Genomic DNA, 19447 nt, shown 5'->3' with positions numbered 1-19447 from the left:
ATGACCGAGCACACTCGCGACGACGTCGCACCCGCGCCGCTCGTGGTGGCGGTGGACGGCCCCTCGGGCTCGGGCAAGTCGTCCGTGTCCAAGGCCGTGGCCCGGCGTCTCGGTGCCGCGTACCTGGACACCGGCGCCATGTACCGCGCCGTGGCGTGGCACTGCCTGCACGAGGGCGTCGACCTGGCCGATTCGGAGGCCGTGGCGGCGGCCGCCGTCGCCATGGACCTGGACCAGTCCACCGACCCGGACGTCGAGGCCGTGCGGGTCGGCGGCACGGACGTCACCGAGGCGATCCGCGGCCCCGAGGTCACGGACACGGTCTCCACCGTCGCCGTGGTCATCCCGGTGCGCGAGGAGCTGCACCGTCGCCAGCGGGCGGCGATCGCCGCCGCGGGCCGGATGGTCGCCGAGGGCCGCGACATCACCACGGTGGTGGCCCCGGACGCCCACGCGCGCGTGCTGCTCACGGCCTCCGAGGCCGTGCGCACCGCCCGCCGCTCGGGCCAGCTGGCCGCGGCGGGGGAGACCGGCGTCGACGCCGGCACGCTGCACCGCCAGGTGGCCGGGCGCGACGCCCGCGACGCCACCGTGTCCACGTTCGACCGCCCCGCCGACGGGGTGGCGCTCGTGGACTCCACCGAGCTCGACTTCGAGCAGACCGTGGCGGCCGTCCTGGCCGCCGTCGAGGACCAGGCCGGCATCCCGGCCGTGAAGGGAGGCCGACGATGACCGAGAACCCCCAGCACCGCTCCGGTGAGGACGAGTTCGTCCCCGCCGGCGACGATCAGGTGGCCGAGCGGCTCGCCGCCATGACCGAGGAGGAGGCCGAGGCGCGTGCCGCGTCGTTGCGCGCCGGCCTGGCCGACTACGAGCTCGAGGAGGACGACGCCGCCCTCCTCGACGCGTGGCAGTTCGGGCCCGACGAGGACGTCGACGCGCCCGTGCCGCCCGTGCTGGCCATCGTGGGCCGGCCGAACGTCGGCAAGTCCACGCTCGTCAACCGCATCATCGGCCGCCGTGAGGCCGTCGTGGAGGACGTGCCCGGCGTGACCCGCGACCGCGTCTCCTACGACGCCGAGTGGAACGGCCGCGAGTTCACCGTGGTGGACACCGGCGGCTGGGAGCACGACGCCAAGGGCATCCACCGTCGCGTGGCCGAGCAGGCCGAGCTGGCCGTGGACGTGGCGGACGCCGTCGTGTTCGTGGTGGACGCCACCGTCGGCATGACGGCCACGGACGAGGCCGTGGTCTCGATGCTGCGTCGCAAGGACCGCCCGGTGATCGTGGCCGCCAACAAGGTGGACGACATGGTCCAGGAGGCCGACGCCGCCACCCTGTGGTCGCTCGGCTTCGGCTACCCGTACCCGGTGTCCGCGGTGCACGGCCGCGGCGTCGCGGACCTGTTGGACGCCGCCCTCGAGGCGCTGCCGGAGGAGTCCGCCCACGGCGGCCTCGTGCCGCGCGGCGGCCCGCGCCGGATCGCCCTCGTGGGCCGGCCGAACGTGGGCAAGTCCTCGCTGCTGAACAAGCTGGCCGGCTCGGACCGCGTGGTGGTGGACGACCTGGCCGGCACCACGCGCGACCCCGTGGACGAGCTCGTGGAGCTCGGCGGACGGCTGTGGCGCTTCGTGGACACCGCCGGCATCCGTCGACGGCAGCACATGGCCCACGGCGCCGACTACTACGCGTCGCTGCGCACGGCCTCCGCACTGGACCGCGCCGAGGTGGCCGTGGTGCTGCTCGAGGCGCCGCAGGTGGTCTCGGAGCAGGATGTGCGCATCCTCCAGATGGTGCTGGACTCCGGGCGTGCCCTCGTGATCGCGTTCAACAAGTGGGACCAGGTGGACGAGGACCGCCGGCACCAGCTGGCCAAGGAGATCGACCGGGACCTGGCGCACGTCGCCTGGGCGCCGCGCGTGAACATCTCCGCGAAGACCGGCTGGCACAAGGACCGTCTCGTCCCCGCCCTGGACCTCGCCCTGGACTCGTGGGACACCCGCATCCCCACGGGGAAGCTCAACGCGTTCCTCGGCGAGCTCGTGGCGGCCCACCCGCACCCGCTGCGCGGCGGCAAGCAGCCCCGCATCCTGTTCGCGACCCAGGTCTCGAGCCGGCCGCCCAAGTTCGTGCTGTTCACCACCGGGTTCCTGGACCCCGGCTACCGCCGGTTCATCGTGCGCCGCCTGCGCGAGACGTTCGGGTTCGAGGGCACGCCCCTCGAGATCGGCATGCGCGTGCGCGAGAAGCGCGGCCGCGGCCGCTGATCCGGCACCGCCCCGACGACGTCCCTCGGCCTCCCGGGCCGGGGGACGTCGTCGTCCCGGCAATCTCCCACCGTTCGTCCACCTTCGTCTCGTAGCCTGAGGGCATGAGCCTCATCCGACGTCGCCCCGCCGCCCTGTCCCTGGCCACCCTGGCCGCGCTCGCGCTGGCCGCATCCGGCTGCGCGGTCGACGACGGCGAGACCCGGGCCGCGCTGCAGAGCGCGGAGGACCGGCTCGCCCAGGCCGAGGACCGGATCAGCGAGCTGGAGGCGGACGCCTCGGACCGCGTGGACCTGGGGCAGCTGCGCCAGGAGGCCGAGGGCGCCCTCGAGGAGGCGGACCAGCGCGCCGCCGAGGTCGTCGAGGACCTGACGCGATCCCTGCCCTCCGGTTCGGACATCGTCGACGTCGAGGCCCTCCGGGAGGACGGGAAGGTGGTCATCGAGTACGGCCGGTCCGCTCTCGAGGCCGATCCCCAGGTCCTCGAGGACACGATGCGGGAGGCGGCGGAGCAGGCCCGCAACGCCATCCCGGACCTGAAGGACGTCGAATTCCGTGTGGGGGACCGGACCTTCACGTACTGACCCCGCGACGGGGAACCGTGGGGTTGTTCGCGGTTCCCGGCCGGACAAGTTCGCGTAACTGGCGGAGGGGCTCTTCCCGGCTCGGCAGGAGCCCTCCGACAGGCTCGGCGCCGCCCTCGATGGGCCCGTGGGTGCGATTCGACGGTGTCCACGGGAAGGCGAGCGCCCGTCTGCGGGCAGGAAGAAGCCCCCGGCGCCGGTGACGGCGGCTCGGGGGCTCGGCAAAGGCCGGAGCCTGGAGGGCTCCGGTAGATCTCACACGGTGGTGGCCGTCTTGCGGCCTGGGGCGCGTGCCTTCTTCTTCTGGCTGGCCGCACACAGCCCCCAGGTGTGGACACGCCGCCGCTCGGGCTTGATGCGCGCCGAGCCTCGGCCGCGGGCATCCACAGCAACGTCGGCAGCCAAGAAGCGCTCGATCAACTCCATGTTGTGAGCGGCGATCGCCTAGTCAAGAAGACAGCCAGTGCCGCCATACCGCAGACTCGGCGGCGACCAGGAGCGGCGATCTGGGGTCCCGACTCGTTCTTGAGCATGCCGTTGTGGCTCTCGACGCTCTGGCGGCCGGCGCGGTAGATCGTGTACCACTGGCGCATGCCGAACTGGAGGGCCATCGCGTTGCGGTCCCAGACCTCGCCGCGCAACACCGTGGTGCCGCCGACGTTCGTGCAAAGCGGCCCCTGGCTCTGCTAGGAGGGCACCGCCGTGCGCTTGATCGGCAACAGGGTGCGCGGCTTGCCGGTGAGCGAGGCGACCCCGGCCTGACGCAACGGGCGGGCGATGGTCAGGTTCGGTCCAGCCGCCGGACACAAGCCCTGGCGTGAGCCATCGGCGGCCGCGGCCGTGCGGAACTGCACGAGCAGACGCTCACGCGCCTGAAGGCGGGCGTAGTAGGTGGCCTCGTCGATCTTGCCCGCGCGCAGATCGGCGGTGGCGGAGACGAGTTCAGGATGGCCCTGATAGAGGGCGAGTAGGCGTTGCCCTCGAGCATGGCCACGCCATTGAACATGTGGACCTGGCCCACATCGGTGGCCTTCATGTTGTAGAGCAGGCCGTAGCCCATCGCCCGAGCCGGGCGCTGGAAGTCATCGGGCTTGGGAGGGTTGCCGTAGGCTCGGTCGCCGATGAGATAGCCCGCCGGGACACCGGCGGCGTGCATCGGCTCCAGCGCGCGGGTCGCGTTGGCCCCGGGCTCGCGCGCAGGTTGGTTCAGCGTCATGCCCAGCACGAGCCTGGGAAACGTCGTCTCGCGTTGCGGGTCGTTGGTGACCATGACGGCCAGGGTGGCCTCCCACCCCCACATCGTCTACTCCTTGGCCTGGTCCTTGGCGCTGATCCCGGACTCCAGGGCGTGCTCGCCGTCGCGGACGTACCAGGCCGCGTAGGGCTCGATGCCGAGGCAGTCCGAGGAGCGGTAGGAACCGTGCCGGCCGAAGGCGGGGATGAAGGTGCCGTCCACGGCCACGTTGCCCCGGTAGCGGTCACGCACGTCCTGGGGCATCGCCCGTCAGGTCGCCTGCACCAGTGCAGCCGAGAACTGGCGGACGCGCTCGGTGTTGCGTGCCCGTCGTTGCATGTCAGCTCCGGCTTCCAGGGCCGCGAACTCGTCCCGGCTGAGCTTGCGACGCCGGTCTGTGTGCTCCAGGTGGGGGTCGATGATCCCGAGTCATCCGCCGCATGGCGCGCTGGAGGCGGTAGTATGCCTGCCGGTGGCTCAGCCCCGGCGCATCCAGGCCCAGACGCTCCACGGCGGCATCGCTGATGCCGGAGACGGCCAGCGCGGTCCGGTTCGATAGCGTCATGGCGCGCTCATGGCGTGCGAGGAGGAAGAACAGCGTCAGCAGTTGCTCGGCGCTGGCGAAGGGTCCACGGGCGCCCACTTGCCCGCCCGCGCACGGTCCTCGCGCTCCCAGGCGCAGAACATGGCCGGCAGGCCTGAGTCCACCAGCAAGTCCTGAGCTTGGCGCACGTCGTCGACGGTGGCGCGGATGCGCGTGTTGAAGTGCAGGGTCTCAACGGCCATGGGCGCCCTTGAGCTGACGGGCAAGATCCTGGGCCGCCCGGTAGTAGGCGCGCTGGCGGGCACGGCACCCAACGCCTCCGCGCCGGAGAGCGCGCGAGCGGTGGAGTCAGCGGCACAGGCGACCAGCAGATCGCGCACGAGCGCACGGTCCAGGACTTCTGCGGCCTGACGCGGCGAGGCGGCCCCGTCGAGGGCACCGTCCCAAGCGGCCATGGCGGCGAGGATGCCGGACTGAACGGACATGACGTGCTCCTGACGATGAGAGGGCTTCTTCACCTTCATAGTGACCCGCTGATCCACTGCAACGCACCGATGCGACAAGCGACGGCCCGCCCCCTGCCGAAGCGGGGCGCGGGCCGTCAGAGGTGGACGTGAGCGTCAGCCCTTGGGTGGGTACGAGTCGCGCCCATAGGAGTCCTTCGCGCCGATGCGACCGTCCATGTTCTTGATGGTCAGCTCGGCGCCGCGATCGCGGGCCATGTCGCGCGCAGCTGCCACTGCGTCAGACTTGCGATCGTGGACGCTGGATGCACGCTGGTTGCCCTGTTGTTTGACCTTCCACTGGTCTCCCTGATGGAAGACGTCGATGCCGGGGGTCTTGGTCATGATGTTCACCTCCTCTCGATGCAGGCTCAGAGCATCGCAGAGGGAGCGGACGCGATAGCGGGCTAGAACCGGGAAGCGAACCCCTCCCTCGCACGTCCCGGGAGCCCGCCTGTCGCATCGAGTACGCGCGGCGCCTGCTCCGGCCAGCCGAGGCGCTGGCACGCCCAGGCGTTCAGCACGGCTGCCTGTCGTTGCGCCCGGGGCGTCAGATGTCCGCGCCAGGTGATCAGGGCGCGCAGATGGTCCATGCGCCGGGTCGACACGAGGCGGGAGGTCGACTGGGCGGCGAGAAAGGCCTCAGCGTCCTCGCCGGCGCCCGGGACCTCACCGAACTAGGCGCCGGCTCCCGGTGACATGCCCAGGATCATGGCCGCGGCCAGCGCGCGCGGCCCGGCCTGCGGGGTGTCGTCCACCGCCGCAGCCCGCACGATCATCGCCATCCCGTCCATCTCGAGGGACTCGAGCAGTCCCGGCGCCAGGCGGCCGTTGTCCAAGGTCTGATCCCAGGCACGGACAAGGTGGGTAAGGACGGAGGCCATGGGTGCTCGTCTCGGGAGTGGTGGCGTCGGTCAACTTCATAGCGGGCCGCCAGCACTCTGCGGCGCACCGCCAGCAGGACAGCAGCGGCCCGCACCGAGGGGACGGTGCAGGCCACTGGGGTCGTCCTGCCAGAGGCAGCGGGATCGGCGGCCCGGGCATGCCGGCCAGGAGGGGGATCGGCCGGACACGCCCTGGCCACGGTAGCGCCATGCCACCCGCGTCGGCAGGCACCTGTGAACACCGGATCAGGCCGTCAGCGGCGGCAGCCCCAGCAAGACGTAGATCGTGCTGAGGACCGGCAGGACGCGCTGGGCCGACTCGTCCGCAAGCGTCTCGACGACCTTGCTCTGGAAGCGCTCCAGCAGGCTCGCCGGAACCTTGCCCCCGCTGTCCTCCACCTGCTCCTCGAGCATGTCCACGCGAGTGAGGAGGTCGCGGACGGCGTTGGAGTCGCTGGCGCCCTCCTCCATGCGCAACGCCTCGCGTAGCTGGTCAAGCTGGTCCGCCAGCGCCGAGCGCTCCTGATTCTGCACCGTGAGGGTGACGTTGCTCTTGTGGCCGGCCAGGGCCACGTTCGAGCCGTCGCCGGCCTGGACGTTCTGCGTGACAGAGTTATCGATGTTCTGCATGGAGGTCTCCTGAACGCGAGTCGGAACTGTGCTCAGCTCGTTCTGGAGCAGGGACCTGCCACTCGGCGTCAGCGTGGGCCGTAGCAGATCGCGGCCCCACGTCCTCATGGCCTTGATGTGCCCGGCGTCCAGAAGCCTCGCCGCGGCCGAATGCGCCTCGTCCTCCGTGATCGGCTCGCCGTTGACCTCGTGGCCGATGGCCGCGTCGTAGGACTCCGACGAGTCGGGTCGCTGGTTGATCGAGCTGAGGACTTGCCACTCGACCTCGGCATCGCGGTAGCGCTTGACCAAGCGGGCGAAGTCACCGCGCTTTCGCGGGCTGATCAGGATGGGGTCGGGGCCATTGAGTCGCTGGTCGTCGACGATCAGGTCGATCTTCCGCAGCTCGTCGTAGACACCGTCGTACTCCAGATCGGGACAGACCTCTTCAGGAAACGAGTCGACGGACCGGTCCGAGAGGCCGTTCTGGTGGATGTAGTTCAGCACGCGCATGGCGTGGATGGACAGGTTCAAGAGGGTCCTCCTGGCGAGTAGGTGCGCCGGCTCGGAGATGCCGACGGCAACCTGACCGTATCGACTGAGGCGGACACATTAGGAGGGTGGTTAGGCTCACACCATGAGCATCAAGTTCAACGACCGGGAGTGGGCCAAGATGCAGGCTCAGCTCGAGGATCAGTCAGCACGACTCTCCGCGGAAGCCAGCGCCGCCGCCTCCCAGGGTGGAAGCCTCGACGAGCGCACGGACGCCTACTGCGCCGTGTTCGCCCGCGAGGGCATCGACCTGAACCGCGGGGAGATCCGCCGCCAGCTCCAGGCGCATCTGAGCGACGACATCAGCTGACGACGACAGGCCCCTACGGGCGCGACGGGAGGACTTACCACCGTCCTGATTCAGCTGGGAAGCGCGAGGAGTTCCGCTTCGATCCGGCTGGCCATCCGCGCAAGAAGGGCGTTTAGCCATCGGTCCTGCCGCTCGCTCCTTACTGTGCGCTTGTTGCGCATCTGAACCATAAATGCCTCCTCTCGGGCGTCGATGAGCCCTGCGGTGTGGGAGGCAGAGATCATCCGCTTCGTGAGGTGTTTGATCTCCAGCCTGCCGTTGTTCTCACCCATCTTCGCCAGGCACTTTCGAACGTCCGAGTGGAGCGTGGCTCGACCCTTGAACTCAGCACGCCCGAAATGCTTGATGCACTCATTGCCGATGGGGAAGAGGACACTGTTATTGTTCACGTTCGTGATCTCGAACTGATCCACAATCCCCTGCTTGTCGCAGACGCAGTCGGCCGGATCGTCAGGACACGAGCACGACATCGTGATCGCCCACTCGAAGCGCGCATCGTCCCAGTTGTCGGCCTCCGAGTTCACGACGACCATCTGTTCCAGCTTCGGCTTAGCCACATCCGGCTCCTCTCACCAGTGATCCATGCCAGGAGCTCGAGTGCCTTGGCGCCCCGGATCAGACGACACCCTGCCGTTCCATACACATAATCGCCGGAGGGTGGACACGGAACCCCTGGTGGGACACGAAGGTCTCAGCAGGCCCCATCGAGGGGCGGCGCCTCAGCGGACTGTTGCTCTTCCCGCCACCGCCCTTCGAGCTCGTCGCGACAGCCCTTCGGCGGCGGCCACGGCACGCCCCAGGCAGCCAGGGTCACCTTCGTCCATCCGCCGGCCAACGTGCGCGTTGCGGCGACCTCGTCGGGACTTGGGGTGTGAGAGTCGGACATGCGTGGGATCCTGCCAGATCGAAGCTGGGATGGGCGATGGGATCAAGGCCGGCGAGGGCTCGTCGGCCGCGAGGTCACGCGGATGGCGCAGTTCCGCGAACTACCGTCCGTGAGCCCCCCGACACGCCTCTTCGACCCGCCCGGAACGGCGGATCGGAGAGGCTCGACGTGTTACACTTCACCCGTGCACGACTAGACCCTCAGTCATGAGAGGGTTCGTGTAGACCGCCAGGCCCACCGGTACGCCGGGGCCGCGGTCGCTGGGGGACTCTCGGTCGGGTGGCCCTCGGTCAAGGGATGAGGGGTTCACGTCTGTGAAGAGGACGTGGGCCCCTTGTTCACGTTTCGGGGGGTGTCGCTCCGTTTGCCCCTGACGACGACGACCCGGCAGCCCCGCTCCCGATTCGCATCTGGCGGCGCGGGTGGGGTATGATCGTCGGGTGCCGAAGCGCGGATGGCCGCGATTCGCCACGGGCTATGGCGCAGCTTGGTAGCGCGCTTGACTGGGGGTCAAGAGGTCGTGGGTTCAAATCCCGCTAGCCCGACCACGTCGACGAAGCCGGAGTCCTGCAGCGCGGGGCTCCGGCTTCGTCGTACCCGGGGACGCCTCTGTAGCCTCTCCCCGTCGGGTGAGGCGGGGCGGTTCAGGCCGCGAACAGCACGTGCGTGTCCGGCACGACGGCCCGGCCGCCGAGGGCCGTGAGCTCCAGCAGGCAGGCCGCGCCCACCACCTCTGCACCCCGCGCCTCGATGAGCCGTCGGCCGGCGGCGAGGGTGCCGCCCGTGGCGAGGACGTCGTCGAGCAGGAGCACCCGTGACCCGGCCCGCAGGTCCTCGGAGACCTCGATGCTCGCGGTCCCGTACTCCAGCGTGTAGTCCGCACGGGCCGCGGGAGCCGGGAGCCGCCCGGCCTTGCGCAGCGGCACGAGGCCGGTGCCGGTCAGGGCGGCGGCCGCCCCGGCGAGCAGGAACCCGCGGGCCTCGAGGCCGGCCACGAGGTCGAAGCGCCCCTCGAACGGCGCCACCAGGGCTTCGACGCACGCCCTCAGAGCGCGGGCGTCGGCGAGCAGGGGCGTGATGTCCTGGAAGGCCACGCCCGGGCTGGGATGGTCGGGGACCACGCGGATGAGGGAGCGGGCACGGGCGATCTCGGAGGTGACGGACACGGCCCCCACTCTAGGACGGACGCCGCCCGGGCCGCGCATGTGATCGGCGTCATCGGGCGGGGAGTTTGCTCTGACTCCCTTGGAGGAGGACAGTAGATCGGTGGAAAATCCCCAGAATCCTCTCGCGGGCCGCGTGCCCGACGTCGAGCCGCCCGCCCGCGTGGCGGCGTCGACGGCCACCCGTCCCGACGACGCCACCCCCGACTGGCGCGGCCGCCCGTTCCTCGGCCAGCCCGGCCCGCTGGCGAACCTGTTCTCCGTGGAGCTGTGGGAGCGCTTCTCCTTCTACGGCATGCAGGCCATGCTCGTCTACTACATGTCCTGGACCGCCGCGGAGGGCGGCCTCGGGATCGACCCGGCCGTGGCCACGGGCATCGTCGGCGCCTACGGCGGCATGGTGTACGTGTTCTGCATCCTCGGCGGCTGGGTCGCAGACCGCCTGCTCGGCTCCGAGCGCACCATGTTCTTCAGCGCCGTCGGGATCATGTTCGGCCACATCGCGCTGGCCCTCGTCCCGGGGGTCCCGGGCCTGACCCTCGGCCTCGTGCTCGTCGCCGTCGGCTCGGGTGGCCTCAAGGCCAACGCCACGAACCTCGTCGGCTCCCTGTACTCCCGCGAGGACCCCAAGCGCGACGCCGGCTTCTCCATCTTCTACATGGGCGTGAACATCGGCGCCCTCTTCGGCCCGCTGCTCACCGGCCTGGCGCGCGACACGCTGGGCTTCCACGTGGGCTTCGGCCTCGCCGCCGCCGGCATGGCCATCGGCCTGGCGCAGTACGCCCTGACCCGCAAGAACCTGCCGACGGACGTGCACCGGGTCCCGGATCCGCTGCCGCGGTCGCAGTACGGTCGCTGGGGCCTGATCGGCCTGGGGATGGTCGCCGTCGTCGTGGTCCTGTTCCTCACGGGTGTCGTCACCCTGGGCAACCTCTCCGACGCCGTCGTCGTGCTCGCCGCCGTCGCAGCCATCGCGATCTTCGCGGTCCTGCTGACCTCGACGAAGGTCACGGAGGAGGAGCGCTCGCGCGTGAAGGCGTTCATCCCGCTGTTCATCGGCACGTCCGTGTTCTTCGCCCTCTTTCAGCAGCAGTTCACCGTGATCGCGCTGTACTCCGAGCACCGCCTCGACCGGAACCTGTTCGGCTGGCTCATGCCCATGGAGTGGGTCAACTCCATCAACCCGATCTTCATCATCGTGTTCGCCCCGGTGTTCGCCGCGCTGTGGACCAAGCTGGGCGCCCGCCAGCCCGCCACCCCGGTGAAGTTCGGCATCGGCATCGTCCTGATCGGCATCGCCTTCCTGCTGTTCATCCCGGTGGCCGACGTCGTCGCCGTGCCGCTGCTGTGGCTGACGCTGATCCTCTTCGTCTGCACCATGGGCGAGCTGCTCGTCTCCCCGGTGGGCCTCTCCCTGGCCACCAAGGTCGCCCCGCGCAGCTTCCCGGTGATGATGGTGTCGCTGTACAACCTGTCCGTCGCCCTGGGCACGGCCCTGGCAGGCTCCCTGGCCGGCTCCTACTCGGAGCAGAACGAGGTGGGCTACTTCGGCGTGATCGGTGCGGTCACCCTCGGCGTGGGCCTGATCGTGCTGGCCATCGCCAAGCCGGTGCGTCGCGGCATGCGCGGCGTGCTCTGAGCGCGCCAGTGGCGCGAATCACGCGCCGCTCGGTAGTCTGCGAGACGACGTCATCACTCCCGACCACACAAAGGACGCGCACTCCATGAGCTCCATCCCCGAAGGCCTGAAGTACTCCGCCGAGCACGAGTGGATCGCCGAGGCCGGTGCCGCCGGCACGGTCCGCGTGGGCATCACCGACTTCGCCCAGGATGCGCTGGGTGACGTCGTGTACGTGGACCTGCCGGAGGTCGGCACCGAGGTCACCGCGGGCACCGCGGTGGGCGAGGTCGAGTCCACGAAGTCCGTCTCGGACATCTACGCCCCGGTCTCCGGCACCGTGGCCGCCGTCAACGACGAGCTCGACGGCGAGCCCGGCCTGGTCAACTCCGCCCCCTACGAGGGCGGTTGGCTGTTCGAGATCACCCTCGCGGACGAGGCCCAGCTCGAGGGCCTCATGGACGCCGAGGGCTACGCCTCGCACACCAGCTGAGCCCCGTCCGCCGTCGCCCCGCCGCTGGCCGGCGGGGCGACGGCGTCCCCTTCGTCTCTCCCTCCGGCGCCGCGGCGCCGGCCCCCGCACAGGAGCACCCCATGAACCAGCCCGGACGTGAACCGGACCTGTCCACCTCCGCCATCAACCTCACCGAGCTGGCGCCGCTGGTCTCGGCGGACCTCACCCGTGAGGAGTCCGACGCGATCCGCGCCCTCCCGGCCGGTTCCGCGCTGCTGCTCGCCCACGAGGGCCCGGACCAGTCCGCCCGCTTCCTGCTGGACGAGGACGTGGTCTCCGTGGGGCGCCACCCGGACGCGGACATCTTCCTCGACGACGTCACCGTCTCCCGTCGTCACGCGGAGTTCCGGGCCGAGGACGGCGGCCACCGGCTCGTGGACCTGAACTCCCTCAACGGCACCTTCGTGAACCACGACCGCGTGGACGAGATCCTGCTGCGCTCCGGGATGCACGTGCAGATCGGCAAGTACCGGCTCACGTACTACGCCGCACCGGCGCGGGGCTGAGCCGTCATCCTCGTGACCGATCCGCGCCCGCTCCCCGACGCCGTCCCTGCCGCCCGCCCTGCGGGCCGGCTGGGCATCGGCGAGGTCGTGGCCGCCCTCGAAGCCGAATTCCCCGGCGTCACCGCGTCCAAGGTGCGCTTCCTGGAGGACCGCGGCCTCGTGCTGCCCGAGCGGACCCCCGCCGGCTACCGGCGCTTCCGGCCCGAGGACGTGGACCGGCTCCGGTTCGTCCTCGCCCTGCAGCGCGACCACTTCCTGCCGCTCAAGGTGATCGCCGACCACCTGGCCGCGCTGGACCGCGGCGAACGCCCCACCGGCCTGCCCGGGACCGCAGCGGTCCCGGCGTCCTCGGACGCGGAGCGGCTCGGCCGCGAGGTCGCCGGGGACCGCCGGTCGTGGACCCGCGCCGAGCTCGCCGCCGAATCCGGTGCGGGCGAGGAGCTGCTGGCCGAGCTGGACCAGTACTCGCTCCTGCCCGTCGATCCCGACGGCGGCTACCCGAGCCACGCGATGGACGTGGCCCGGGCCGCCGTCGTGCTCGCGGGCCACGGCCTGGAGCCCCGGCACCTGCGCCCGCTGCGGGCCGCCGCCGACCGCGAGCTGGGCCTGGTGGAGCGCGCCGTCGCCCCGCTGCAGGCCCGCCGCGACGCCGGCACCCGCCCCCGCGTGGCCCGCTCGGCACGCGAGATCGCGCAGGCCAGCCTGCGGCTGCATGCGGCCCTCGTGGCCGTGGGGCTGGAGCAGTGGGATGACTGAGCCGCGCCCCGTGCCCGCCGACGACGTGCCGCTCTCCGTGCTCGGCGTGCGCGTCGAACTGCCCGAACAGCACCACGTGATCCTGCTGGTGGATCCGCCCGGCCGCACGATGGTCCCGCTGTGGGTGGGCGCGCCCGAGGCCGCCGCCGCCGCGCTCGCGCTCGAGGGCGTCCGCGCGCCCCGGCCCCTCACCCATGAGCTGCTCCTGGCCGCCGTCGACGCCCTGGGCGCCGAGGTCGTGCGGGTGCGGCTCACCGAGGTCCGGGACGAGGTCGTGCACGCCGAGCTCGTGCTCTCCACGGGCGCCCGGGTCGACGCCCGCGCGTCGGACGCCGTCGTGGTCGCCCTGCGCGCCGACGCCCCCGTGCTCGGCAGCCCCGCCGTGCTCGCGGACGCCGGCATGCCGGCGCGGACGGGGGAGGAGGACGCCGGCCAGGAGCGCGCCGTCGAGGACTTCCGCGACTTCCTGGACACGGTGCGCCCCGAGGACTTCGCCTGAGCGGAGCCGGCGCGACACGGCGCGGTCTCGCCGCCGGCGTCGTTGACCACCCTCGGACCCGCGCGTACCTTCGAGGGGAAGAGGGCCCCGCCACCCGGGGCGCCTCCGTCGTCCTCCCCACGGTCACCGGGGAGCGCCGCCACGGTCACCGGCGGCACATGACGGTCGCGTCCCCTTCCCGCACCGGGGGCCCCGCACCAGGAGGTTCCCCGTGACACCCACTGCAGGTCCTGGCCGGCCCCCCGCGCTCGGCACCCAGGGCACGCTCTTCGACGAGGGCGCGACCCGGGGCGACGACGTCGGCTTCCGCGGACCCACCGCGTGCAAGGCCGCCGGCATCACGTATCGCCAGCTCGACTACTGGGCCCGCACGGACCTCGTGGTCCCCACGGTCCGCAGCGCCTCCGGCTCCGGCTCCCAGCGGCTCTACTCGTTCCGCGACATCCTCGTCCTCAAGGTGGTCAAGCGCCTCCTGGACACTGGCGTCTCGCTCCAGCAGATCCGCACCGCCGTGGGCCACCTGCGCGAGCGGGGCGTCGAGGACCTGGCGCAGATCACCCTGATGAGCGACGGCGCCTCGGTGTACGAGTGCACCTCGGCGGACGAGGTCGTGGACCTCGTCCAGGGCGGCCAGGGCGTCTTCGGGATCGCCGTTGGCCGCGTGTGGCGCGAGGTCGAGGGCAGCCTCGCCGAGCTGCCGCGCGAGAGCGTGGTGGGCGCCCCCGAGCCGGGAGACGAGCTGGCCGGGCGGCGTCGGGCCCGCCGCTCCGCCTGACCCTCCACCGCGGGGCGCCCGCGGCCGACGCCGGCCCCGGCACGAGGCCGGGCCGGCGTCGGCGCCCCGAAGGGCCGAACCAGTCATCTTTCGTCTCGCAACGGTGAGTGTGCGCGACACGAGGCGGAACTCCGGCGCGGTGTGACACACTCCCAACCATGACCGCACCTGTCGAGAACTTCACCCCTCCAGAGGACGCGGCCGGGTCGACCGGAGCCGGCGCCGTCTTCTCCAAGGTCTTGGTGGCCAACCGCGGCGAGATCGCCGTCCGCGCCTTCCGCGCCTGCTACGAGCTGGGCGCCCGCACCGTCGCCGTCTTCCCCTACGAGGACCGCAATTCGATCCACCGCCAGAAGGCGGACGAGGCCTACCGCATCGGTGACGAGGGCCACCCCGTGCGCGCCTACCTCGACGTGGACGAGATCATCCGCGTGGCCAAGGACGCCGGGGCCGATGCGATCTACCCGGGCTACGGCTTCCTGTCGGAGAACGCCGGCCTGGCCCGCGCCGCGGCCGAGAACGGGATCACCTTCGTCGGCCCGCCCGCCGATGTCCTCGAGCTGACCGGCAACAAGGTCGAAGCCCTGCGCGCGGCCAAGCGCGCGGGCATCCCCACCCTGGCCTCCTCGGACCCGAGCGCCGACGTCGAGTGGCTCCTGGAGCAGGCCGAGGAGATCGGCTTCCCCATCTTCGTCAAGGCCGTCGCCGGCGGCGGCGGCCGCGGCATGCGCCGCGTCGAGCGCCGCGAGGACCTGCGCGGCTCCCTCGAGGCCGCGATGCGCGAGGCGGACACCGCCTTCGGCGACCCCACCGTGTTCCTCGAGCAGGCCGTCCTGCGGCCGCGGCACATCGAGGTGCAGATCCTCGCCGACGGCGAGGGCAACGTCGTGCACCTCTTCGAGCGGGACTGCTCGCTCCAGCGCCGCCACCAGAAGGTCATCGAGATGGCCCCGGCCCCGAACCTGGACGAGGAGATCCGGCAGGCCCTGCACCGGGACGCCGTCGCCTTCGCCAAGGAGATGGGGTACGTCAACGCGGGCACCGTCGAGTTCCTCGTGGACACGGCGGGCGAGCGTGCGGGCCAGCACGTGTTCATCGAGATGAACCCCCGCATCCAGGTGGAGCACACCGTGACCGAGGAGGTCACGGACGTGGACCTGGTGGGCGCGCAGCTGCGCATCGCCGCCGGCGCCACCCTGCCCGAGCTGGGCATCACCCAGGACGCCCTCCAGGTCCGCGGCTTCGCCATCCAGTGCCGCATCACCACGGAGGACCCGGCCAACGGCTTCCGCCCGGACACCGGCACCATCACCGCCTACCGCTCGGCCGGCGGCTCCGGTGTGCGCCTCGACGGCGGCACCATCTACGCCGGTGCGGAGATCAGCCCCCACTTCGACTCCATGCTGGTCAAGCTCACCTGCCGCGGACGCGACTACGCCACGGCCGTGCGCCGCGTGCGCCGCGCCCTGGCCGAGTTCCGCGTGCGCGGCGTGGCCACCAACATCCCGTTCCTGATGAACGTGATGGACGACCCGCAGTTCGTCAGCGGCGACGTCGCCACGGACTTCATCGACAAGCACCCCGAGCTGGCCACGGTGAACCGCTCCCAGGACCGCGGCTCCAAGGCCCTGCAGTACCTCGTGGACGTCACGGTCAACCAGCCGCACGGCCCGCGCATCGAGGGCATCGACCCCCGCGACCGCCTCCCGGAGCACCCGGGTGACAAGCACCAGGAGCCGGACCGCTCGCCCTTCGACGGCCCGAGCCGGAACGAGGACGCGGTGCCCCCGCACGGCTGGCGTCAGGTGCTGCTGGAGCAGGGCCCCGAGGGCTTCGCCCGCACCCTGCGCGAGCAGACCGCGCTGGCCGTCACGGACACCACGTTCCGCGACGCCCACCAGTCCCTGCTGGCCACCCGCGTCCGCACGCGCGACCTGCTGGCCGCCGCGCCCGCCGTCGCGCACACCCTGCCGGGGCTGCTGTCGGTGGAGGCCTGGGGCGGGGCGACGTACGACGTCGCGCTGCGCTTCCTTCACGAGGACCCGTGGCAGCGCCTCGAGCTGCTGCGCGCGGAGCTGCCGAACATCCCGATCCAGATGCTGCTGCGCGGCCGCAACACGGTGGGCTACACGCCGTACCCCACCGAGGTGACGGACGCGTTCGTGGCCGAGGCCGCGGCGTCCGGCGTCGACGTGTTCCGCATCTTCGACGCCCTCAACGACGTCGAGCAGATCACCCCGGCCATCGAGGCGGTGCGTGCCACGGGCACCGCCGTGGCCGAGGCGGCCCTGTGCTACACGGGCAACATGACGGACCCGAAGGAGACGCTCTACACGCTCGACTACTACCTGGGCCTCGCCCGCCGGATGGTCGACGCCGGCGCCCACGTCCTGGCGATCAAGGACATGGCGGGCCTGCTGCGGCCCGCCGCCGCGCGCGAGCTCGTCACGGCCCTGCGCGCCGAGTTCGACCTTCCCGTGCACCTGCACACGCACGACACCGCCGGCGGGCAGCTGGCCACCCTGCTCGCGGCGGCGGAGGCCGGCGTGGACGCCGTCGACGCGGCCACCGCGTCCATGGCGGGCACCACGAGCCAGGTGCCGCTGTCCGCCCTGGTCGCGGCGCTCGAGCACACGGAGCGGGACACCGGTCTCGGCCTCGAGGCCGCCACCGCGATGGAGCCCTACTGGGAGTCCGTCCGCTCGGCGTACGCGCCCTTCGAGGCGGGGCTGCCCGCCCCGACCGGCCGTGTGTACCACCACGAGATCCCGGGCGGCCAGCTGTCCAACCTGCGCACGCAGGCGATCGCGCTCGGCCTGGGGGAGCGGTTCGAGGCCATCGAGTCGATGTACGCCGCGGCTGACGACCTGCTCGGCCACCTCGTCAAGGTCACCCCGTCCTCCAAGGTGGTGGGCGATCTGGCGCTCCAGCTGGTCGGTTCCGGGGTGGACCCGAAGGAGTTCGCGGAGCGTCCGCAGGAGTTCGACATCCCGGACTCCGTGATCGGCTTCCTCCGGGGCGAGCTCGGCGACCCGCCCGGCGGCTGGCCGGAGCCCTTCCGGACCAAGGCCCTCCAGGGTCGCCGCGAGGGCGCGGGCATGGTGGAGATCTCCGCGGAGGACTCGACGGCTCTCGGCGAGGCCGGACAGACCCGCCGCGCGGTGCTGAACCGCCTGCTCTTCCCCGGCCCCACGAAGGAGTTCGAGGCGCACCGCGAGGAGTTCGGGGACACCGTCACCCTGCACACCCGCGACTTCCTCTACGGCCTCGTCCCCGGGCGCGAGCACGTCATCTCGCTCGGACGCGGTGTCCGGCTGCTCGCCACCCTCATGTCCGTCTCCGAGCCGGACGAGAAGGGCATGCGCACGGTGATGGTCACCCTGAACGGCCAGCTGCGCCAGATGACCGTCCGGGACCGCTCGATCGAGTCCACCGTGCGGACCGCGGAGAAGGCGGACCCCGGCACCCCCGGCCACGTCGCCGCCCCGTTCGCGGGCTCGGTCACCGTGCAGGTGGCCGAGGGCGACGCCGTCGAGGTCGGTCAGGCGGTGGCCACGATCGAGGCGATGAAGATGGAGGCCGCGATCACGGCCCAGGCCGCGGGCACCGTGCGCCGCGTGGTCACGGAGGGTGTCACGCCCGTCAACGGCGGAGACCTGCTGCTCGTGATCGAGTGAGCCCCGCGTGAGCCCGCCGCCGACGGGCCGCCCCACGGGCCCGGACGCCACCGCGTCCGGGCCCGTGCCTATCCTGGGAGGCATGGCCACCTCTGCGGAACACCACGACCTGCTCATCATCGGCTCCGGATCGGGGAACTCCCTGATCAGCGAACACTGGAAGGGCCGGAGCGTCGTGATCGCCGACTCCGGCACGTTCGGCGGCACCTGCCTGAACGTCGGCTGCATCCCCACCAAGATGTACGCCTACCCGGCCGGCCTGGCCGCGCTGCCCCCCGAGGCCCGGAGCCTCGGGGTGGGGCTGGAGTTCACGGGCGCCGACTTCCCGGCCATCCGGGACCGCATCTTCACGCGCATCGACGGCATCAGTCGCGACGGGCTCCGCTACCGCCGGGACGATCTGGACTACACGAGCGTGATCCAGGAGGAGGTCCGCTTCGTCGGCCCCCGCCGCGTGCGCACCGCCTCGGGACGGGAGATCTCGGCGGACCAGGTCGTGGTCGCGGCGGGGTCGCGGCCCACCCTCCCCGAGATCCCGGGCCTGGGCCTGCCGTCGGTGCACACCTCGGACACCGTGATGCGACTGGATCGGCTGCCGCGGCGGCTGCTCGTGGTGGGCGGCGGGTTCATCGCCTGCGAGTTCGCCTCCGTCTTCGCCGGGCTGGGGACCGAGGTCGTCCAGGTCAACCGCGGCCACCGGCTGCTCAAGCAGCACGACATGTCCGTGTCCACGACGTTCACCAAGATCGCGGCCCGACGGTGGGACCTGCGCACGGGGTGGACCCCGGCCGGGATCGAACCGGTCGAGGACGCCGAGCGGGCCGCGGACGGCTGGGTCCGGGTGCGCCTGGATCGTGCAGAGGGCCAGGAGCAGACCGGCATCGTGGAGGAGGCCATCGAGGCGGACGCGGTGCTGATCGCGGTCGGCCGGACGCCGAACACGGACCGCCTCGACCCCGCCGCCGCGGGACTGGACGTCACCGACGACGGCGTCCTGGCCAGCGACGAGCATCAGCGCGCACTCTCCGACGGTGCGCCGGTGGAGGGGGTCTACGTGCTCGGGGACGTCGCCAACACGTGGCAGCTCAAGCACGTGGCCAATCACGAGGCCCGCGTCGTCGCGCACAACCTGGAGCATCCGGACGACCTCCGCGCCAACACGCTCGGCCCCGTGCCGGCGGCCGTGTTCACCCATCCGCAGGCGGCCTCCGTCGGGCTCACGGTGGAACAGGCACTCGCCGACTACGGGGCGGACGCGATCACGGTGAAGACCCAGTCCTTCGGGGACGTCGCCTACGGCTGGGCCATGGAGGACACCGAGGGCGTGTGCACCGTCGTCGCGGAGAAGGCCACGGGACGGATCCTCGGCGGGCACATCCTGGGGCACGAGGCCGCGAACCTCATCCAGCCGCTCGTGACCGGCATGGCGTTCGGCATCGACGCCCACCGGCTCGCGCGGGGCCAGTACTGGCCCCACCCGGCCCTCACCGAGGTCGTCGAGAACGCGCTGCTGGGCCTGGACGTGCCGGACTCCGGTCTGCTCTGACCGGACCCGCGGGGACGACG

At 71.6% G+C, this 19447-nt stretch carries 21 protein-coding genes and 1 tRNA gene; 13 read left to right on the top strand and 9 right to left on the bottom strand.

Features of this window, described 5'->3' with window-relative positions:
* The 3 genes from cmk (at position 1) to AC3RKA_RS06840 (ending at position 2851) form a co-directional block, all read left to right on the top strand.
* The gene (gene cmk / locus AC3RKA_RS06850; protein WP_464466425.1) at positions 1-732 is read left to right on the top strand and encodes a (d)CMP kinase; all 732 of its coding nucleotides are present in this window, start codon (positions 1-3) and stop codon (positions 730-732) included.
* A complete protein-coding gene (gene der / locus AC3RKA_RS06845) occupies positions 729-2267 on the top strand; it encodes a ribosome biogenesis GTPase Der (RefSeq protein WP_206480877.1) in 1539 nt (512 codons plus the stop codon). The genes cmk and der overlap by 4 nt, the downstream gene beginning before the upstream one ends.
* Before the next feature lie 104 nt (positions 2268-2371).
* Positions 2372-2851, top strand: coding sequence for a hypothetical protein (locus AC3RKA_RS06840; protein WP_136940954.1), 480 nt, complete (start codon positions 2372-2374; stop codon positions 2849-2851).
* A 255-nt stretch (positions 2852-3106) separates the two neighbouring features.
* Here the strand turns inward: AC3RKA_RS06840 and AC3RKA_RS06835 are convergent, their stop codons facing one another.
* From AC3RKA_RS06835 to AC3RKA_RS06805, 7 genes are all read right to left on the bottom strand, one after another.
* The gene (locus AC3RKA_RS06835; protein ID WP_169577992.1) at positions 3107-3277 is read right to left on the bottom strand and encodes a hypothetical protein; all 171 of its coding nucleotides are present in this window, start codon (positions 3275-3277) and stop codon (positions 3107-3109) included.
* Between the two features lie 355 nt (positions 3278-3632).
* Entirely contained in the window at positions 3633-4121 is a 489-nt protein-coding gene (locus tag AC3RKA_RS06830; RefSeq protein WP_136940953.1) for a hypothetical protein, read from the bottom strand.
* Between the two features lie 33 nt (positions 4122-4154).
* Entirely contained in the window at positions 4155-4349 is a 195-nt protein-coding gene (locus AC3RKA_RS06825; RefSeq protein ID WP_136940952.1) for a hypothetical protein, read from the bottom strand.
* A 336-nt stretch (positions 4350-4685) separates the two neighbouring features.
* The gene (locus AC3RKA_RS06820) at positions 4686-5114 is read right to left on the bottom strand and encodes a hypothetical protein (protein WP_136940951.1); all 429 of its coding nucleotides are present in this window, start codon (positions 5112-5114) and stop codon (positions 4686-4688) included.
* Positions 5115-5249: 135 nt separating this feature from the next.
* Positions 5250-5477, bottom strand: a complete 228-nt coding sequence (locus AC3RKA_RS06815; protein ID WP_136940950.1) for a DUF2188 domain-containing protein — start codon at positions 5475-5477, stop codon at positions 5250-5252.
* Positions 5478-5809: 332 nt separating this feature from the next.
* A complete protein-coding gene (locus AC3RKA_RS06810; protein ID WP_136940949.1) occupies positions 5810-6016 on the bottom strand; it encodes a hypothetical protein in 207 nt (68 codons plus the stop codon).
* A gap of 246 nt (positions 6017-6262) precedes the next feature.
* On the bottom strand, positions 6263-7159 hold the full coding sequence (locus AC3RKA_RS06805; protein WP_136940948.1) for a hypothetical protein: 897 nt from the start codon (positions 7157-7159) through the stop codon (positions 6263-6265).
* Positions 7160-7262: 103 nt separating this feature from the next.
* Here AC3RKA_RS06805 and AC3RKA_RS06800 point away from each other — a divergent pair, with 103 nt between their 5' ends.
* A complete protein-coding gene (locus tag AC3RKA_RS06800; RefSeq protein WP_136940947.1) occupies positions 7263-7487 on the top strand; it encodes a hypothetical protein in 225 nt (74 codons plus the stop codon).
* A gap of 50 nt (positions 7488-7537) precedes the next feature.
* On the opposite strand, the gene AC3RKA_RS06795 is transcribed toward AC3RKA_RS06800, so the two are convergent.
* Positions 7538-8044, bottom strand: coding sequence for a hypothetical protein (locus AC3RKA_RS06795; protein ID WP_145031523.1), 507 nt, complete (start codon positions 8042-8044; stop codon positions 7538-7540).
* A gap of 800 nt (positions 8045-8844) precedes the next feature.
* Here AC3RKA_RS06795 and AC3RKA_RS06790 point away from each other — a divergent pair.
* Positions 8845-8921 (top strand) — tRNA-Pro (locus AC3RKA_RS06790).
* Between the two features lie 96 nt (positions 8922-9017).
* Here the strand turns inward: AC3RKA_RS06790 and AC3RKA_RS06785 are convergent.
* Positions 9018-9539, bottom strand: a complete 522-nt coding sequence (locus AC3RKA_RS06785) for an adenine phosphoribosyltransferase (RefSeq protein WP_002854611.1) — start codon at positions 9537-9539, stop codon at positions 9018-9020.
* 100 nt (positions 9540-9639) lie between these two features.
* Here AC3RKA_RS06785 and AC3RKA_RS06780 point away from each other — a divergent pair, with 100 nt between their 5' ends.
* The 8 genes from AC3RKA_RS06780 to AC3RKA_RS06745 all read left to right on the top strand — a co-directional run bounded on the left by AC3RKA_RS06780 (position 9640) and on the right by AC3RKA_RS06745 (position 19427).
* Positions 9640-11175, top strand: a complete 1536-nt coding sequence (locus tag AC3RKA_RS06780) for a peptide MFS transporter (RefSeq protein WP_336264615.1) — start codon at positions 9640-9642, stop codon at positions 11173-11175.
* A gap of 85 nt (positions 11176-11260) precedes the next feature.
* The gene (gene gcvH, locus AC3RKA_RS06775; protein WP_002854607.1) at positions 11261-11647 is read left to right on the top strand and encodes a glycine cleavage system protein GcvH; all 387 of its coding nucleotides are present in this window, start codon (positions 11261-11263) and stop codon (positions 11645-11647) included.
* A 101-nt stretch (positions 11648-11748) separates the two neighbouring features.
* A complete protein-coding gene (locus tag AC3RKA_RS06770; RefSeq protein ID WP_049146965.1) occupies positions 11749-12174 on the top strand; it encodes an FHA domain-containing protein in 426 nt (141 codons plus the stop codon).
* A 12-nt stretch (positions 12175-12186) separates the two neighbouring features.
* Complete coding sequence (gene ftsR / locus AC3RKA_RS06765; protein ID WP_136940933.1) at positions 12187-12930, top strand: transcriptional regulator FtsR; 744 nt, start codon at positions 12187-12189, stop codon at positions 12928-12930.
* Positions 12923-13429 (top strand): bifunctional nuclease family protein, encoded by a 507-nt coding sequence (locus AC3RKA_RS06760; RefSeq protein WP_145031529.1) that lies wholly within the window; start codon positions 12923-12925, stop codon positions 13427-13429. The genes ftsR and AC3RKA_RS06760 overlap by 8 nt, the downstream gene beginning before the upstream one ends.
* 211 nt (positions 13430-13640) lie before the next feature.
* Positions 13641-14204 carry a MerR family transcriptional regulator gene (locus AC3RKA_RS06755; protein WP_036384587.1) on the top strand — a complete coding sequence of 188 codons (564 nt, stop codon included), beginning with the start codon at positions 13641-13643 and terminating at the stop codon, positions 14202-14204.
* Positions 14205-14362: 158 nt separating this feature from the next.
* Entirely contained in the window at positions 14363-17881 is a 3519-nt protein-coding gene (locus tag AC3RKA_RS06750; RefSeq protein WP_336264619.1) for a pyruvate carboxylase, read from the top strand.
* An 82-nt stretch (positions 17882-17963) separates the two neighbouring features.
* Positions 17964-19427 carry a mycothione reductase gene (locus tag AC3RKA_RS06745; RefSeq protein ID WP_336264620.1) on the top strand — a complete coding sequence of 488 codons (1464 nt, stop codon included), beginning with the start codon at positions 17964-17966 and terminating at the stop codon, positions 19425-19427.
* Positions 19428-19447 lie beyond the last annotated feature (20 nt).

This window comes from Micrococcus sp. iso_229 (assembly GCF_058072725.1).
This window is presented reverse-complemented; position numbering and strand designations above follow the sequence as displayed.

What these genes read in the sequence shown, in the direction of transcription:
- AC3RKA_RS06770 (WP_049146965.1), top strand. Translation starts at nt 11,749, where the DNA reads ATGAACCAGCCCGGACGTGAACCGGACCTGTCCACCTCCGCCATCAAC.
- cmk (WP_464466425.1), top strand. Translation starts at nt 1, where the DNA reads ATGACCGAGCACACTCGCGACGACGTCGCACCCGCGCCGCTCGTGGTG.
- AC3RKA_RS06835 (WP_169577992.1), bottom strand. Translation starts at nt 3,277, where the DNA reads ATGGAGTTGATCGAGCGCTTCTTGGCTGCCGACGTTGCTGTGGATGCC.
- AC3RKA_RS06830 (WP_136940953.1), bottom strand. Translation starts at nt 4,121, where the DNA reads ATGGTCACCAACGACCCGCAACGCGAGACGACGTTTCCCAGGCTCGTG.
- AC3RKA_RS06760 (WP_145031529.1), top strand. Translation starts at nt 12,923, where the DNA reads ATGACTGAGCCGCGCCCCGTGCCCGCCGACGACGTGCCGCTCTCCGTG.
- gcvH (WP_002854607.1), top strand. Translation starts at nt 11,261, where the DNA reads ATGAGCTCCATCCCCGAAGGCCTGAAGTACTCCGCCGAGCACGAGTGG.
- AC3RKA_RS06825 (WP_136940952.1), bottom strand. Translation starts at nt 4,349, where the DNA reads ATGCCCCAGGACGTGCGTGACCGCTACCGGGGCAACGTGGCCGTGGAC.
- AC3RKA_RS06800 (WP_136940947.1), top strand. Translation starts at nt 7,263, where the DNA reads ATGAGCATCAAGTTCAACGACCGGGAGTGGGCCAAGATGCAGGCTCAG.
- AC3RKA_RS06840 (WP_136940954.1), top strand. Translation starts at nt 2,372, where the DNA reads ATGAGCCTCATCCGACGTCGCCCCGCCGCCCTGTCCCTGGCCACCCTG.
- AC3RKA_RS06815 (WP_136940950.1), bottom strand. Translation starts at nt 5,477, where the DNA reads ATGACCAAGACCCCCGGCATCGACGTCTTCCATCAGGGAGACCAGTGG.
- AC3RKA_RS06750 (WP_336264619.1), top strand. Translation starts at nt 14,363, where the DNA reads ATGACCGCACCTGTCGAGAACTTCACCCCTCCAGAGGACGCGGCCGGG.
- AC3RKA_RS06745 (WP_336264620.1), top strand. Translation starts at nt 17,964, where the DNA reads ATGGCCACCTCTGCGGAACACCACGACCTGCTCATCATCGGCTCCGGA.
- der (WP_206480877.1), top strand. Translation starts at nt 729, where the DNA reads ATGACCGAGAACCCCCAGCACCGCTCCGGTGAGGACGAGTTCGTCCCC.
- AC3RKA_RS06820 (WP_136940951.1), bottom strand. Translation starts at nt 5,114, where the DNA reads ATGTCCGTTCAGTCCGGCATCCTCGCCGCCATGGCCGCTTGGGACGGT.
- AC3RKA_RS06810 (WP_136940949.1), bottom strand. Translation starts at nt 6,016, where the DNA reads ATGGCCTCCGTCCTTACCCACCTTGTCCGTGCCTGGGATCAGACCTTG.